We start from the raw sequence: 17,352 nt of genomic DNA, 5'->3' as shown, positions 1-17,352 counted from the left end.
TATTCATAATAAAAGTGCGGGTTTAGCAATACCAGTGAGATTTTTTTAGACTTTTTAATAAACCCGCCCCTACAACTTTTTTCGGACAAATATTTCCATAAATTATCTATTATCAACTATTCATTATTAATTATCCATAATGATGCTTGAGTTTTTTGCGCGATAGATTTGATTTGTGGTAGATAAGGATCAATATTTCCTAGAGGTTCAACAGGTAATAATATATTAACTGCTACCCAAGACACACGCTTTTTAGATATCATAGCTAATCTATCCTGCCAAAACCAATCACCAGTTTCTGGACTTCCTCCTCCAGGCCAAGCATACCACTGCATTACTGCAAAAGTTTGTTTATTTGTCCAGGCTCGAAAAAATTTAGCCTCTACATTAGAAGATTGCTTTTTTCGGTTTGTAATTCCATTGCCATCTTTTGGTATTTCTACAGTAAATTTAACTCTTTTTTCGGAATCTGTTTTCCAACGATAGAACCCATTTATATCCATCCATTCTACTTCGGGCTTGTCTTTTGGTCCGTTTGGAGTTAATAGTAATAAGACTATAGATTGCTCATTATTTTTAACTTTTTGCTCCAACCACTTATGGTCAGCAATTAACAATTGTTCATGAGATATTGTTGGCAAATCAGAAATAGTTAATCCCTCTTCTTTGATTTGTTTTAAGTCTTTGAGATTAGTAATTTTTGCTGTATTTTTCCAAGACCATTTTCCGGTTATGTAACCAGGTACAGTTCCCACTACTAAAATAATTAGCAGAAACAATACTAATACTACTTGTGAAAGTTTATATCTGTGCAATCTTTTTAAGCTATTAACCATAACACAATTCTCTTGAATTTTATACCAAGTCCGGTTATTAAAAGTTGATTTTCCAAATTCCTCTCCCATATTTCTGTCTTCCTTTATCCATAACTATTTAAGCAGAAATTACATTGCTTACTGATTAAATCTAAAAGCATTAAAAGACAAAGATTAAAGGCTTTTCATGGTAACAAAAAGTGTCAAAAAACTATTAAATTAATCTTGAAAATTCTGGATTTTTTCTCACAAAACTTGGAAAAATTTATAAAAATTAATAGCTGCAACTATTGCCTATTCCCCATTGCCTAAGCTCACCAACAGACTTTTTCAGCCAGCCCTAATTATTCAGGTTGATTTGGAAAATCGACTGAATTTGTGAAATAATCATCTATCAAATTCATAATCGGAAATAATAAACTTAACATACAGATAGAATACATATCACCACCCCATGATTCATGGAACCAATGAAAAGCTTCATCCTGACCTGTACCATAAAAAATTGTTAGTAAAGCGTTTCTGATAATATTGCCACTAACATTAATTAGCACGGCACTAAAGAGCAGGCAAATAGTTTTACCGCGACTAGCTATAGCACCAGTCCAATTAAGTAAAACTAGGGAAACATATAGACTGGTAAACAACATTTTCAACCCTGCACAATGGGGTGCGATTTCAATAACTCTTCTTTCTAAATCTAAATCTAAATATATTCCATTTACATCAATATTCATATTAAATTGATTCAAAATAAACCCGATAATTGCAGCAATAAATTTCTGTAAAGGTAGGATATAAGGTTCAATTAAGTAGGGAATATTATTAGGACTTGCTAACCAAATCAATAGTAATGCCATACCCATTAATTTGAAACCTGGTATTCCTTTGAACCAAAGGCAAATTCCTGTTAACATTAGGGGAAAAGATAGGTCGATCAAGTCCGGAATATCGCTGAGATACCAAACTCCTGCAATTCCTAATAATACTCCTCCTACAGGATGAGAAGTATTAGGTAAGTTTTGCCATTTTTGTCGATTATTCCAAACAATATAGCCAGCAAATGGTAAGCCTATTGCTCCATGACTAAAATATTCATGTTCTATACTGATACTTTTATTAATCCAGCCATCATACCAATAGATTATTAATGGAATATACATCAAAAATATTAAGGCAGTAATGGCTATTGTTAGTAAGTTTTCCTCAATAGCAATAGGAATTTTTTGACGAGTTTGCATATTTTTTTTAAGTAAGAAGTAAGAAGTTAAGAAAGAAAAATGCTACGAAAACAGCAATAAAAATTTCAAGCTTAACGAAAATATTTAAAGAAATATAGACCTAAAAACTGGTTTTTGTAGTAATTTTTCATTTGAGAATGAAAAAGCTTTTATTATAAACTAAAAGCAATAGCTATTAGCCCAGCTCCTTCCCAGGAGACTAGCTAATATGATTTACTAAGCATTTTTAGCTAATAGCTAATCGCTTTTTACTTACATAATAATTTGACTAATTGTTTCGGCAACCTGATGAATTTGTTCTTCAGTAATTACAGGATAAATAGGTAAAGATAAAATCTCTTGACTCAGACTTTCACTATTAGGAAAATCACCCTGCTTATAACCTAAATTTTGATAAGCTGGTTGCAGATGACAAGGTATCGGATAATGAATACCAGTAGAAATTCCTGCCATCCCTAATTTCTCCTTCAAGGTGTCTCGGTTAATTGGAGATTTGTCAGTGACTCGAATCACATATAAATGATAAATATGCCCAGTACCACTCAAATTTTTGATAGGGATAATACCTTTCTCTTTCATGGGACTGAGAAGGATATCGTATTTTTGAGCTGCTTGGTTGCGATCGCTATTCCAATCTTTTAGGTAAGGAAGCTTGACATTTAGTATGGCTGCCTGTATACTATCTAATCTACTGTTAGTACCAGGAATCTCATGGACATATTTACGAGGTGCGCCATAATTACGGAGGGTTCGTATTTTTTTGGCTATCTCTGAGTCTCTAGTAACTACCATTCCTCCATCACCAAAACTACCTAAATTTTTACTGGGATAGAAACTAAATGCAGCAGCAGTTCCAATACTCCCAGCACAATATCCTTCTCTTTCGGCTAAATGAGCCTGAGCTGCATCTTCAAATATAATTAAGTTATTAGCTTCAGCAAAGTCTTTTAGTTCACTAGGAGATACCATTTGACCATAAAGATGTACTGGCAATATTACTTTGGTTTTAGATGTAACAGCTTTTTGAGCAGCTTCTAAATCAATTAGGGCAGTTTCAACATTACAGTCTACTAGCACAGGGGTAGCACCAGCTTGAAGTACACCTATTAAAGTAGCAACAAATGTATTAGCTGGTAAAATTACTTCATCTCCGGCGCCAATACCACAAGCTTGAAGTCCAAGAGCTATAGCATCTGTGCCACAACCAACTCCAACCCCATTTTTTACCCCGCAAACTGTAGGGAATGAAGACTCAAGTTTTTCTACTGCTTGACCAAGTATAAAATCTCCTCTTTCTAATACTTCCTGAATCGAATTTTCTAGTTCAGCTTTGAGTGGTTGATGTTGGAGTTTCAAGTCAACAAATGGAATATTTTTTAACATTTTGTTCAGATAATTATTAATGGCTGAAATTTATTAAATGTAGATTAGCTAACTAGGATATCTTGGCTCGATTCTATACCCTATTCCCTGTAATGAGTATTAATTTATACATTTACTTTACATCCCTCTAATTGTAGAATAACATAAAGAATTTTTAGGGATAATTAGTCAGGAATTACGCAGGCGAACCCAGAAACCTGGTTTCTCCTGAACGTTTATTATTCAAAACCAGGGTTTATTGTAGAAACCGGATTTATTTGCGTAAGTCCTATTAGTTGAGTTCAGCAGATTCCAAATATATGAAGTACAAATGTAGATAGAGTTTATATAAAACCATTAAAGTTGGGAAAAAACAAATGCCTTCAGCTACAGATAATAAAGAAAAGCAAAAAGCTTTAGATTCAGTCCTCAAAACCATAGAAAAAAGTTTTGGTAAAGGGTCAATTGTCCGTTTGGGAGATTCTACCCGAATGAAGGTAGAAACAATTCCTAGTGGGGCATTGACTTTGGACTTGGCCTTGGGAGGTGGCTTACCCAAGGGCCGAATTATTGAAATTTATGGCCCAGAAAGTTCGGGAAAAACCACTTTGGCATTACACGCGATCGCTGAAACTCAGAAAACTGGAGGTATAGCAGCTTTTGTGGATGCAGAACACGCTTTAGATCCCACTTATGCTGCTGCATTAGGAGTAGATATAGAAAATTTATTGGTCTCTCAACCTGATACTGGTGAAATGGCCTTGGAAGTAGTGGATCACTTGGTTCGTTCTGTGGCTGTCGATATTGTGGTTGTTGACTCGGTAGCAGCATTAGTACCTAGAGCTGAAATCGAGGGAGATATGGGAGATTCTCACATGGGTCTCCAAGCTCGTTTGATGAGTCAAGCATTACGAAAAATTACAGGTAATATTGGTAAATCTGGTTGTACGGTAATTTTCCTCAACCAACTTCGTCAGAAAATAGGTGTGGTTTATGGTAATCCAGAAACTACGACTGGTGGTAATGCGCTGAAATTCTATGCTTCGGTCAGACTTGATATTCGTCGTACACAAACTCTGAAAAAATCTTCAGAGGAATATGGTATTCATGTTAAAGTAAAAGTAGCGAAAAATAAGGTGGCTCCTCCATTTCGTGTTTCTGAATTTGATATTATTTTTGGTAAGGGAATTTCTAGTTTTGGTTGTGTTCTTGACTTAGCAGAAGAGACAGATGTAATTAAGCGTAGAGGTGCTTGGTATAGTTATGAAGGAAGTAATTTTGCTCAAGGTCGAGAAAAAGCTATTACTTATATGGAAGAAAATATTGATTTTGCCAACAAAATTGAAAAGCAAGTTCGAGATCAGTTAAGTCAAGGTGCTGTGGTTTCTGCTAATTCTGTGGCACAGGTTGATGAAACAGATGATGATGAACTTCCAGAAGAAGAGTAAATTTTAGCTATATTTTAGTTGGGTCATAGTTCCGTTTTAGGTTTCCAACCGTAGGGGTTTGGTCTCCCAACCCTCTACAAACTTCCACTTTTTCAGACCCTAAAAAGACGAAAATCTCGATCTATGAATACTCTTATATTTAATCAGTAAACCTTACTTACTAAAAATAAAATTAGGGTTTGCTGAAAAAGTCTGATGGTGAAGGTAGGGAACACTTAACTGGGAACAGTATTAGAATATCTGCTACGGACAAATTTTCTAATTGTAAGTAACAAAACTCTACCATTTTGAAACGACAAAAATCAAAAACTAGGTACTTTTTTAGCACTTAAAAAAGCTCAAACTTTGAGTTTTCAATAATTTTATATTTATTCAGCAAATCCAAATTAATTTTTCCCAAAAAAATCCAATAGTTCCCTATTTACTGTATAGGGTACTTCTTGTTGGATCCAATGACCACAGTCAGGAATAACTTTTAACCAGAAAGGAGCTGCTATTAATTTGTCTAAACCTTCTGTAAGTTTTTGGCTTAAAAAATAATCTTCTTTACCCCATAATATTAAAGTTGGTGCTGTAACTTGTTGTGGTTTAGGATTGAAATTTCTGAGCCAGTTTTGAGGCCACAGAAATTGACGATAATGATTAATTGCAGCTACTAAAGCTCCTGGTTTCTCTAAAGCTGCTTGATAAATTTGAGTAATTTCCGCAGTAAAGGCACTTTTGCGAATGGCTTGTCCTTGAAAGATTTCTTTGATAAATTCTTTTAAGTTTTGCTGAATTAGCCATTCTGGAACTCCAGGTACTTGAAAGGCTAATATATACCAACTTCTGCGTAGTTGATCTAAATTTACGGCCACTTCTTGAATTAGTTTTTGGGGATGAGCTGCATTCAAAATTGCTAGACGGTTCAAACATTGAGGAAATTTTTGGGCTAGATGCCAGGCGATCGCCCCTCCCAAATCATGGCCAACTATATGTGCTTTAACATAACCCAAGCGTTCGATTAACCCTCGAATGTCTGCTGCTAAAGTATCTAGGTCATAACCATTATCTGGTTTTTCAGAATCATTGTAACCTCGTAAGTCTGGGACTACAACCCGAAAATGACGTGCTAAAGCTGGCATTTGATACCGCCAAGAATACCAAAATTCAGGGAAACCATGCAGGAGTATAACTAATTCTCCCTCACCTTGAGTAACACAATGTAGGCGAATATTATTGGTATCTACAAAAAAATGCTGCCATTGAGATTCTAGAAGACTCATAATTTACTCTTAACTTTCTTAATTTTGCCAGACATTTAGATACTTTACTTAGTAGTAATTTGTGTCCAGCTAATCTTATACTTTTAACTTATCTATTCCATATCTATAGACTAACATCTGGTTAAATCTGATTAATTGTTTAAGTTAAAAGTTATATTAATTTTCTTAAGTAAAACTACACATAACTTGACATTTTGGCTTTCCAGCTTGATATATAGCAATCCTATTTTATTTGTATATGAAAATATCACTGCTTTGGGGCAATGGGTCATTTCAGTTATCAGTAGAGAGTGAAACTCCGACTAAACTCGGAAGCTGGAAATACTGAGTTAAATATTTTTTCATCCCCGAACCAGGGTAGGCTTTATACCTCATTTTTTGGTAAGACTTTTAGAGTTTCTTTCTAGTTTTCGATTGGTCTCAACCTATTTAGGATTACTATGTTAGCTTGGCAAGTTTTGTTTAAGTTAGAAAGAAATAAATTATGTAAAAGAAATTGAATCAATATTTTGGCAGAGTAAATTTAAAAATAGGCTATTCTATAATTTTGCCCCAGTCACTTTATCTTCCCATCAAATAAAGGTATAAAGCCTTTCCTTTTAAGAAGAAAAGAAGTGCTGAAATATTTCCTCATATTCAATTTCCTCATAGTTTTAACCAGAGGTAATTATTCATTATTCATTAATAGAACCTATGTTACATTATTTAGACTAAGATCCTCCTCCCTAATTTTATGAGGACAAGACTGAATCTGATTTTTCACTAAATTAGCTAATTCTTGTAATTGACTAATTGCTTCAGCTCCTTCTAATTTCATTAATTCACGGTCATCTCGCATCTCTGTCCATGTTATCCCATAATCTGATACCAGAAAACGAATCAGATGATTTTCTCCCAGACTAACCATAAATGAGGCACTATTCATTTGACCTCCACAAGTGTAACAAGAGGCTAAGTATCCTCTATTCTCTAGCACAATCGCTAGAGCTTGTAAATTCATTACTAAGTCCTTGACAAATTGACGATGTTGTTCTGCAAGTCTCTGAAACACGATTATCCTCCTATTCAATACACCTCAGAAATTTTACACTTTGTTAAGTTTTTTGGAAATCTTGGTGTCTAACTTTTGAATATAGTATATACCCTGTTATTTTTTCGCGCATATCCCTCAACTAGCCTTCAACACTAGGTATTTTAGGTTAACTGATAGGATTATTGAGTAAAGTATCAAGTACAACATTCAGTCAAATATCTGTAGTTTCAGGCATAAAACTATTAAGCTTTGCTTCTGAAATCATTGTTTGAGAAATTCAAAATGTGAAGTTATATAAATAATTAATCATCACTATAAGTCAGAAGTTATCTAGACTTAACTAGAGTTTGCTGATTAAATCTAAAATTATTTTATAGATAAAAGGTAAGTACCTTTTTCCGGTCGGCTTATTGAGTAAAGTATCAAGTAAAACATTCAGTCAAATCCTTGTATTTTCAGGCATAAAAATATTAAGCTTTGCTGTGGCATTGTTTGATAAATTCAAAATACAATGTTATATAAATAATGAATCATCAATATAAGTCACAAGTTATCTATACTTAACTAGGGCTTGCTGATTAAATATAAAATTATTTTATAGATAAAGGTAAGTCCCTTTTTCTGGTCGGAAAAAGTTCAAATTTTTAGGCAGATAAGGTACGGTTCCCGAAAAATCAAAAACCTAGCATTTTACGTTAACTATGGCAGAAAAATGAAGCAACTATTTTTCCAAATATTTCCTATGTAACCTCCTGCTTATCCTTACTCTTCAATACTTCCTACTCCCTACCTCCGCAAAAAGAACTTCCATACCCAAACTCTAGCTAATAACTTGAATTTTAGGAATTTATCTTAAAATGTTAATCTTAATTTTTTATTTGAAAAATATCAAAAACTATAGCCAAAGTCTATGTTGATTTTGGCTATAGTTTTTTCTAATTTTAGTAAACAAAAAGGTAAGCATTAAGATTTTAAATGTAATAACTTACTAAGGTTAACTGACGATATTTTTATTTAGGGTTTGCTGATTAAATATAAAAAAATTGATATATAAATTTTTAGCCTTTTTATGTCTGAAAAAAGTACCTATTTTTCAGATATTTATGGTCAAAAAAGAGTGCATTTTTGGCAAGAAAAGGGCAGAAATTCAAGGGAGAATTATTCTGACTACCTCCTCTATAGTTCCCCTGATTTCTGGATTTACCGATTTTGGATTCTGACTCCTATTCTTAACTAAAAGACTTATTCAACAAGCCCTATTTATATATTAGTTCTTCCAGACTAATTCCTCCTGAAAAACATTTCTGGAGTTAATAACTAATAGCTTATAGCTAAATGTTTCACAAAAAGTTATTCAACTTGCCACCATCCAAAAGCAGGACCGATAAATCTAACTGTTGACCATGCCAGAATAAGAAATACAATACCAGTCCATGCACCAGTTGTAGTCAACTTCATAAATTGTTCACTTTGACTTTTAGTGATTGGTAGCCAAGAAATAAACCGTGTTTCTTTACCGTATTCTTCTCCCAATGCTTCTTTTCGACGCTTTGCTTCACCCATAAATTTATAAACCTTTATTTGACAATTTATATATAGATAATAACAATAACGATCAGTAAATATAAAGTCAGTTTGTAAAGTTTATATTAAAAAAAATATCAAGTAAAATAAGGTAGAAAGAAATAGATTGTAATAATTCAAAAACTATAGCCCACCCAGAAACCCGGTTTCTTGAATAGGAATTACGCAAAGGACTAAATATAGGCTATCGGTACGTTACTAGATGGGTAAGTCCTGTTTAATAAAAGGATGACAAGAGTGATTTTTTTACCCTTAAATTTAGTGACATTTTTCGGGAACCCTGCATCCTGCTCCTGTAAGTCTATCTCAGCCAACCCAGAAACCCGGTTTCTTTGTCTCCCCGTCTCCGGGCTTCTTTGTCTCTCTGTTCCCTGTTCCCTCTTTTATAACCAAATAGTATCTAAGGAATTAATTTTGGCAAAGGGGCTAAGAGCTGCTAAAATTTGTTTACCATAACTACGATAAATCACACGATTATCTAACACAGCAACCACACCTTGAGACTCTCGCGCAGAGGCAATAGCACGTTGCAACTCTTGTAATGCTTTTGGTAACAGGTATAGTCTAAACCAATCTAAACCCCTTTGCTTATAATAATTTACTCGTCCAGATACTAACGGATGTTCTAAAGATGGAAGAGGTAATGTAGTAATTATTAATAATTTAGGTGCTGGGAGTTCTCTTTGATGTTCTTGCCAAAATTCCCAACCAGTAATTAAAATAGTATTTTCTTCAGCAGAAACTGTTTCTACCTGAACTCTCGAACCAAATTCAGAAGCCAAAGCAGCACCCACTTGAGTTTTCAGTGGTACATCTCCGATAATAATTACTATTAATCCATTAATACCATTAGAACTAATATGCAATAAACTTCTAATTTCTGTAGTTAATACTGTTTGAAATTGAGGTGTATTTGGCAGAGGTAAACCATTAGGCAAATATAATTGAATCATCTCATGGCGACGATCAGGAGAAAATTTAACACAAGTTATCTCTCCTAGTCCCACCATCTGTCTATAACTATCAGCTTTCCTTTTTAAATCTAATGCTCCTCCAATAATTACGACTGGTTGTTTAGTCCAAATATTTTTGAGAGCTTCAGATAAATCATAAGGAGTACAGTACAAAGAAAATGAGCCTCTCTGACGATGAATTTCTGCCCACTTTAATTGTCCACTGCTTTGCCACTGAAACCAAAAATCATATTTCTCTAGAGGTAAAGATAAACTATTATAGACGAGATTTTGTAAAATTTGTTCCTCATCTTGTTCAATTAAATAGCAGTTGTAGGGATTAGCTGGATGTTGGAAAAGCGATCGCGTTAAATTTATCCTAGTTTCACGAATCAAGTCAGCTTGCTCCGGATAAACTTCCATTAGTTGATTCCAGCCAGTAGGTAAAAAGCTAGCAGTTAAATAATTTTGTGCCCAAGTTTCGAGATTGTCTGCCCAGTCAATAATTGTGGGAATACCTTGAGAAAAATCTTGATCCTGCCATTGTTTAGCTAACCAAGCTTCAGGAGTTATCAGTAATAGTCCATCAAAATTAGGGTCTTGTAGAGGATAAGTTTGGATTGCTTTTTGAGAAAGTAATGGACTAATCTGAGATTGGTTGGCTAGCAACCTGGGAATTTCCACAGTAAGTAAATGTTCTTGTACTGGTTGAGGAGTAACTAATATGGTTTTTTGAGGCCACATTAAGATTGGTAGTAGATAACTCAATTGATATTCTTGATTATGGCTACCTGGTGGAGAAGCTGTTTGAATTAAAGCACTACGTCCCAGTCGCAAAGCTCTTGCCACTAACCGTGCCATTGTTAAATTATGAGGCCAGTAAGGTTGATTTTGCGATTGTAAAAAATTTAGTAGGGATTGATGGACTTCTACTTCAATCACAGATTTTAACCAAAGTGATAAAAGCTATCAATAAAATTAGCTATTTGATTTTCAGAGGGTAAAGAGAATTTTTGTTCTATATTTTTAGAGATTTTTTTTCCAAACTTAGGATTGCTACTTACTACTAAACTCTTACCGCTAGAATTATTTAAAATTAACTGAGTAGGGGCTGCAAAAAAAGTAATTTTGTGTGAAAAAGATTCAACAATTTTTTTTATTTTCTGATTTTTGGAAATGACTTGCTGCATATCAATTTCTAATTCTGATATTTTGGTATTGATTTTTTGTAAAGGGGAATTTTCGAGAATTTTTATGATATTAACTTGAGCATTTTTCCCATCAGCAAAAGGATTGATTGCTATAAATGCGAGTATAAATAAAAGTTGATCATTGTCTACTATAAAACTCAAAATAGTTTTTTGGTACTGAACTTCAATACTAGGAGGACGTTTCATAAAATCATAATCCTGAGCCAGATGATAGTAAGTTGTAGCCAGAGCTACATTAACTTTTTGGTCTAAATTTGAATCAACAATTATTTGAACTATGGGGGGTTTTTGGTGAAAAAATCTCTGAGATTCTGCTGGTGATTTAAAGTGATAAACTTGACTACGATCTCCATTAGGACTAATATCAATCCATTCACAAACAATATTTTCAGCTTTAATATTTAATCTAGGAACTTCATAAAGTTTTGCTCCAGTTAAAATAGCTCCTGATAAATCTACTCCTACTAAATCAGTTCGGACTAAATTAGCTTCAGTTAAATCAGCATGAACTAGACTAGCATTAGTTAATTTTGTATTGGTCAAATTAGCTCCCCGAAGATTAGCTCCACTTAATTTAACATTACTAAGGTCTGCATCAGTTAAGTCAGCTCCATTAAGATTAGCCCACCTGAGATTAGCCCCATGAAATGTGGCATTCTTAAGATTAGCCATACTGAAATGAGTTTGTCTTAATTCAGCATCAGTAAAATTCGCTCCTTCTAGATCGGCTTTTGTCAAATCCGCATTATGAAGGTCAGCTTTTTCTAAATTACTTCTTTTTCCTTGAGCAAATCTCAGATTTACATTACTTAAATTAGTTTGAATTAAGTTAGCTTCTGTAATATTTGCTTCTCTCATATCAGCATTACTGAGATTAGCTCCACTAAGATTAGCTAAACTAAGTTCCGTTCTGACTAATTCTCCTCTAATTAGGGTAGCTTCTACTAATTGAGCTTCTGTTAAATTAGCTTGGACTAGATTGGCCACATTGAGAGTTGCTTTATTTAATATAGCTTTTTTCAGATTAGCACCACTTAGGCGGGCTATATTGAGATTAGCTCTAGTTAGGTTAGATTCACTGAGATTAGCGCCACTGAGATTACAGACAAATAAAGTAGCATGAATAAGATTAGTTTTGCTTAAGTTCATCCGACTCAGGTTGACTTCTGTCAAATTAATGCCTGCAAAATTTCTTGTTCCTTGTGTATATTTTTTAACTAATTGGTATCTTTTTAATATTTCTGTTGACATTTGTTATTAAGTAGTCAAGTTTACTAGATATACGCTAGATGTACACCAATTTCCGAAGTAAGGTAATTTCATTGATCAGCTATCAGTTATTAGTTATCAGCTTTTACGGTTCCCGAAAAATTAGTTAACAGTTAATAGTTAGGTACTTTTTCAACACCTAAAAAGGCTAAAAGAATTATCTGTAAAAACTTTGACATTTAATCAGCAAGCTCTATCTAAAGGTGAGAAACTTTATATCCAGAAGTTTAAGTGCTGTCAATCTTTTCTCATCATACTTTTAGTACACTCTCCAATTCTTAATTCTCAATTCTTAATTCTCCAGTTATTCAGAAAAATTTTTAACAAATGATACTAGGCTTTTATAAAATTGTTGAGTATCTACAAAAGAGTTAACTAAGTGTTCTTCATTTATGCCTTTTTCGATTAAATAGTTAGAAATTACTTGGGTATAATCTAGACTATTTGTCAGGCAAAAATCTTCTCCCATTGAGTTAACTATATTAATTCTTATCAGAGAACTGAAAAATTTTAAGTTTAGTATTTGAGAAGGTTGAGTATTATTAGCATTTAGTTCATCAATTATTCTTTTCATTTTATAAAGGTTTATTCTAATCTTGGCAAAACGATTTGATGTTCTAACATTTAAAGTTCTAGAGTAGAATTGGGTAATTTGTTTGATTAGTTCTAAAAAATAATTTTGAGTTAATGTAGATACTTTGAAGGGATAAATCATCAAATAAGCAGTAGGAAATAACTGTTCATCTTTATCTACTTGAAGTGATAATTTAGTTTGTTTATAATTAACTTCGATATTAGGAGGTAATCCTAAGAGATTATACTGTTTATAAATTTGACGGTAGATGGCAGCTAAGGCTAAATGAGCATCAGGATTTAAAGGTGAACCAATAGTAACTTTAACAATTGGTTGACTCGCATCAAAAAAAAGTCGAGATTCTTCCGGAGTCAAATTTATTATTTTACTACCATCACCATTTTCACTCATATCAACCCAATTACAAGTAATATTTTCTGCATTTATTCTAAATCTTGATACTCCATAAAGTTTACTACCTGTGAGAATAGCTGATGTTAAATCTGCTCCTTCACAACTAACATGAATTAAATTACTTTTAGTTAAATCAGCTTTAATTAAAACGGCATTAGATAAATTAGAATTATATAAATTTGCTCCATGTAAATTGACACTATTAAGTATAGCTGAATCAAGATTTGCTCCTGTTAAATTAGCTCCTGTTAAATCAGCTTCCGTTAAATTAGCTCCTTTAAAATTAGCTTTACTCAAATTAGAAAGAGAAAGATTAGCTTGTCTAAGTTCAGCATTACTAAAGTTGGCTCCTCTCAAGTCAGCTTTACCAAGATTTGCTCTATATAAATTAGCTCTTTCTAAGTTAGAATTTAGTAAGCAAGAACCTCTTAGATGAGCAGAATGTAAGTCTACTAATTCTAAGTTAGCTTGTTTTAACATAGCTTCTCTTAAATCTGCCTCTGCTAAATTAGCACCTTTGAGATTAGCATTACTCATATTTGCCCGAATTAACTCTGCTCGAATTAGTTTGGCTTCTATCAATTCAGCGTTACTTAAATTAGCTTCAATTAGATTAGTAAGGTTGAGATTTGCACCGTTAAGTTTAGCGTCGCTCAGATCAGTTTTCGTAAGTCTAGATATGTTTAGTTTAGCTCCATTTAGGTTGGCTCCATTTAGGTTAGCTTCACTGAGATTAGTTAAATTTAATACTGCTTGACTTAAATTAATTTGATTGAGATTAACTTTACTAAGATTGACTTCACATAGAATAATACCTGTAAAGTTTTTTTCTCCTTTTGCGTATTTTTTAAGTATTTCTTCTGGGTTCATACTTTCAGTTTTTTCAGGGAACACTTAACTGGGAATAGGTATGGAGGTATGGAGGTATGGAGGTATGGAGGTATGGAGGTATGGAGGTATGGAGGGAATAGTTAGGGCTTGCGTATGGAAATCTCAAAGTCTTGACAGGTAAAGATTTTACCCTTTTTAGGTAGTAATCAAAGTACCAGCTTTTAGGTGGTAATGCTACGGTTCCCGAAAAATCATACATTCTCAGATTTTGAGCAAGAAAAGGTTAGAAAATGAAGGGAAGATTCTTCTGGCTACTTCTTTGATGATTCCCATTCCCATAAGGATTCTGGATTGCTGGATTGCTGGATTGCTGGATTCTGGCTCCTCCCCGCTACTAAAAGACTTTTACGGTTCCCGATAAATCAGCAGACCCTAATTAGAGCTGGCGTATGGAAATCTGAAAACATTGACAGATAAAGCAGCAACTTGTTTGTCTAGTTTGTCTAGAAAAAGTATCAGCTTTTAGGTCAGAAAGGTTAAAAAAGTTAGCCTTCTGATGCTAACTAGAACAGAATAATTAAGAGACAATTATTCTGTACGGACGTTGCATAGTCCCTACTCCTCTATAACTCCTACTCCTCCTAAATTCCTCTCCTGGGAGAGGTTAGGGGTGGGTTTACTCCCTACTCCCTACTCCCTACTCCCTACCTTAACCATCAGACTTTTTCAGCAGACCCTAATTATCAATACTAGCTACTTCCTACTCCCTAAAAATTAAATTTGTGGTTGATAAAAGCCATTAATGAAGTCAAAAATTGTACTAATAGAATATGGTTCTGTTTGAAGCACTTTAATTATAGTTTCTTCCTCACTATTTTTAGTGTCTTTATTTACTATTCGTTTACCAAACTTAGGATGATAATAGATATTAAATTTTTGACCACTAGAATTAGTTATACTTATTTTTGTTGGTGTCTGGAAAAACTTAATTCCGTTACAAGATTTCAGAAATACTTGGTTTTTATTAATTTGATTAACTTGTTTAATTGATGTATTTAATACTGTGCTGAACTGCCGAATTATTTGAGCTATGACAGGAGTTAAAAAATTTAAGTCTTGAGAATTAGCTATTTTCATAATTTTAACAATATTCTCTTGAGTTTTAGCAGCATCAAGAAAAGGTAAAATAGCGATATAGGCAGTAGAAAATAGCTTTTCATCACTATCCATTGAAAACGAAATGATTGTTCTACAAGAATTAATTTCTATGGAAGGGGGTTGAGATAATTCTGGTAAATACTTACTAATTTGATAATATGTTGTAGCTAGAGCATAATGACTAAAACTATCTAAAGAAGTATCAACAATAATATTTACTTGAGGAACGCTTTCGTGAAAGAAATTTTTGATTGTTTCTGAGTTAAGAGAATAAACTTGACTTTTATCTCCACTTGCACTAAGATCAAGCCACTTACAGATTACTGCCTCTGCTTTAATTCCCAAGCGAGAAGCTCCAAAGATTTTGGCTCCGGTTAAAGTTGCTCCGGTTAAATCTACTCCAATCCAATCTACTTCAATTAAACAGGTACTCGATAAATTAGCATGAACTAAACTGGTATTTAAAAGGTTAGCTTGGAACAAATCTCCTCTACTTAAGTTAGCACCACTTAGTTTCGCATCACTAAGATTAGCGTACTTCAGTTGAGCACCACTTAAGTCAGCCCAACGTAAGTTAGCTCCACTTAAATCAGAACCATTCAAATTAGCACCATTCAAATTAGTTTGTCTTAACTCAGAACCACTGAGGTTTACTCCACTCAAATCTGCACCACTCAGATCTGCTCCTTGTAAGTTAGCTTCTATTAAATTAGATCCTGTAAGAGAAGCAAAACGCAAGTTAGCTCCCTTTAAATTAGCATTACTTAGATTGGCTTTTCGGAGTGTAGCTTCAACTAAACTTGCTCCACTTAAATCTGCTAAAGCAAGATTTGCCTCACTTAATTCTGCTCTAATTAATTCTGCTCTAATCAATTTAGCGCCAATTAATCGAGCTTTTTTCAAATTGACTAAAACTAGGTTTGCTACATTCAAATCAGCACCATTTAAGTTTGTGCCACTCAAATGTGCTCCGTTAAGTTTAGCAATATTAAGTTTAGCTTTACTAAGATTAGAATTTGTTAAATTCGCACCACTTAGGTTAGCAACACTAAGGTTTACTCCGCTAAGATTTGCGCCACTGAGATTAATACCAGTGAGGTTGGCCTCAAAAAGATTGAGGTCTGTAAAATTTCTTTCACCAGCAGCATATTTTTTTTGGAGTTCTTCGATTATCATTAGGGCGGACTTTGGTATCGGACCCATTACATTATTATGGTGAATATAGGTATTGTTGGATTAGGTTTAATTGGTGGCTCGATTGGATTGGATTTGAGAGCTTTAGGTTATCAGGTTTTTGGAGTTTCTCGTCGAAACCAAACCTGTCAAAAGGCGATCGCTCTGGGAGCTGTTGATGAAGCTAGTTTGGAATTATCTTTACTCTCTATTGCTGATTTAATATTTATCTGTACTCCCATATCTATTATTATTCCTACTCTGGAACAACTTATTCCTTTTATTTCTCCCTCTGCAATTTTAACTGATGTGGGTTCTGTGAAGAAACCTATTGTGGAGGGTGTTTCCCAAATTTGGCCGAATTTTGTGGGTGGACATCCTATGGCGGGGAAGGCAGAAAGTGGGATTGAGGTGGCTCAGTTGGGTTTATTTAGGGATAGACCTTATGTATTGACTCCTACTGAAAATACTCCTTTGGAGTCTGTGGAGAAAGTTGAGGCAATAGTTAGCTTGCTTCAGAGTCAAGTTTACTTTTGTAACCCTTATGAACATGATCGAGCTGTTGCCTGGATTTCTCATTTGCCTGTGATGGCCAGTGCTAGTTTGATTTCTGCCTGTATGAGTGAAACTCATCCTACTGTTGTTAAGTTAGCACAAGAGTTGGCTAGTTCTGGTTTCCGTGATACTAGCCGAGTGGGAGGTGGTAATCCGGAGTTAGGACGAATGATGGCCCAATATAATCGTCTGGAGGTGTTGCGATCGCTCTATTCTTTTCGAGAGGAAATTAATAGGTTTATTGAGGATATTGAACAAGAAAATTGGCAGATTATTGAAGAAAAATTGAGTTCTACGGAGCAAAGTAGAAAACTATTTTTACAGGAGTAGGGGAATAATTAATAATTAATAATTCAAGACTGAGGCAAAGTTGCTATATATAGAGTTGAAAAACTATAACGTTATAGTTTGGAACGCTATATCTATAGTCTTTGGATAAGTCTTGTAATTAATAACTAGACAGAAA

General features: G+C 33.9%; 12 protein-coding genes. 2 read left to right on the top strand and 10 right to left on the bottom strand.

Annotated features, from left to right (window positions below):
• Positions 1-116 precede the first annotated feature (116 nt).
• The 3 genes from VKJ25_RS22950 to VKJ25_RS22940 form a co-directional block, all read right to left on the bottom strand.
• Positions 117-905: a cyanoexosortase B system-associated protein gene (locus tag VKJ25_RS22950; RefSeq protein WP_324238969.1), complete on the bottom strand. Its 789-nt coding sequence runs from the start codon at positions 903-905 to the stop codon at positions 117-119.
• A 254-nt stretch (positions 906-1,159) separates the two neighbouring features.
• On the bottom strand, positions 1,160-2,056 hold the full coding sequence (gene crtB / locus VKJ25_RS22945) for a cyanoexosortase B (RefSeq protein ID WP_324238968.1): 897 nt from the start codon (positions 2,054-2,056) through the stop codon (positions 1,160-1,162).
• 252 nt (positions 2,057-2,308) lie between these two features.
• Positions 2,309-3,439, bottom strand: a complete 1,131-nt coding sequence (locus VKJ25_RS22940; protein ID WP_324238967.1) for a DegT/DnrJ/EryC1/StrS family aminotransferase — start codon at positions 3,437-3,439, stop codon at positions 2,309-2,311.
• 356 nt (positions 3,440-3,795) lie between these two features.
• Here VKJ25_RS22940 and recA point away from each other — a divergent pair, with 356 nt between their 5' ends.
• Positions 3,796-4,866, top strand: a complete 1,071-nt coding sequence (gene recA, locus VKJ25_RS22935) for a recombinase RecA (protein WP_324238966.1) — start codon at positions 3,796-3,798, stop codon at positions 4,864-4,866.
• Between the two features lie 386 nt (positions 4,867-5,252).
• Here the strand turns inward: recA and VKJ25_RS22930 are convergent, their stop codons facing one another.
• From VKJ25_RS22930 to VKJ25_RS22900, 7 genes are all read right to left on the bottom strand, one after another.
• Positions 5,253-6,131: an alpha/beta fold hydrolase gene (locus VKJ25_RS22930; protein ID WP_324238965.1), complete on the bottom strand. Its 879-nt coding sequence runs from the start codon at positions 6,129-6,131 to the stop codon at positions 5,253-5,255.
• 691 nt (positions 6,132-6,822) lie between these two features.
• A complete protein-coding gene (locus VKJ25_RS22925) occupies positions 6,823-7,182 on the bottom strand; it encodes a DUF1815 family protein (protein ID WP_324238964.1) in 360 nt (119 codons plus the stop codon).
• Positions 7,183-8,514: 1,332 nt separating this feature from the next.
• Positions 8,515-8,727, bottom strand: a complete 213-nt coding sequence (locus VKJ25_RS22920; RefSeq protein ID WP_324238963.1) for a DUF2839 domain-containing protein — start codon at positions 8,725-8,727, stop codon at positions 8,515-8,517.
• 404 nt (positions 8,728-9,131) lie between these two features.
• Positions 9,132-10,643: a helicase C-terminal domain-containing protein gene (locus VKJ25_RS22915; RefSeq protein WP_324238962.1), complete on the bottom strand. Its 1,512-nt coding sequence runs from the start codon at positions 10,641-10,643 to the stop codon at positions 9,132-9,134.
• Between the two features lie 5 nt (positions 10,644-10,648).
• A complete protein-coding gene (locus tag VKJ25_RS22910; RefSeq protein ID WP_324238961.1) occupies positions 10,649-12,163 on the bottom strand; it encodes a pentapeptide repeat-containing protein in 1,515 nt (504 codons plus the stop codon).
• 322 nt (positions 12,164-12,485) lie between these two features.
• Positions 12,486-14,039 (bottom strand): pentapeptide repeat-containing protein, encoded by a 1,554-nt coding sequence (locus VKJ25_RS22905; RefSeq protein ID WP_324238960.1) that lies wholly within the window; start codon positions 14,037-14,039, stop codon positions 12,486-12,488.
• A 735-nt stretch (positions 14,040-14,774) separates the two neighbouring features.
• The gene (locus tag VKJ25_RS22900; RefSeq protein WP_324238959.1) at positions 14,775-16,334 is read right to left on the bottom strand and encodes a pentapeptide repeat-containing protein; all 1,560 of its coding nucleotides are present in this window, start codon (positions 16,332-16,334) and stop codon (positions 14,775-14,777) included.
• 39 nt (positions 16,335-16,373) lie between these two features.
• Here VKJ25_RS22900 and VKJ25_RS22895 point away from each other — a divergent pair, with 39 nt between their 5' ends.
• A complete protein-coding gene (locus VKJ25_RS22895) occupies positions 16,374-17,216 on the top strand; it encodes a prephenate/arogenate dehydrogenase (protein ID WP_324238970.1) in 843 nt (280 codons plus the stop codon).
• Positions 17,217-17,352 lie beyond the last annotated feature (136 nt).

The sequence above is a fragment of the Okeania sp. genome, assembly GCF_035285525.1.
In the GTDB taxonomy this organism is placed as follows: Bacteria; Cyanobacteriota; Cyanobacteriia; order Cyanobacteriales; family Microcoleaceae; genus Trichodesmium.
Note: the sequence above shows the minus strand (reverse complement) of the source record. Positions and strands in the feature narration are given on the sequence as shown.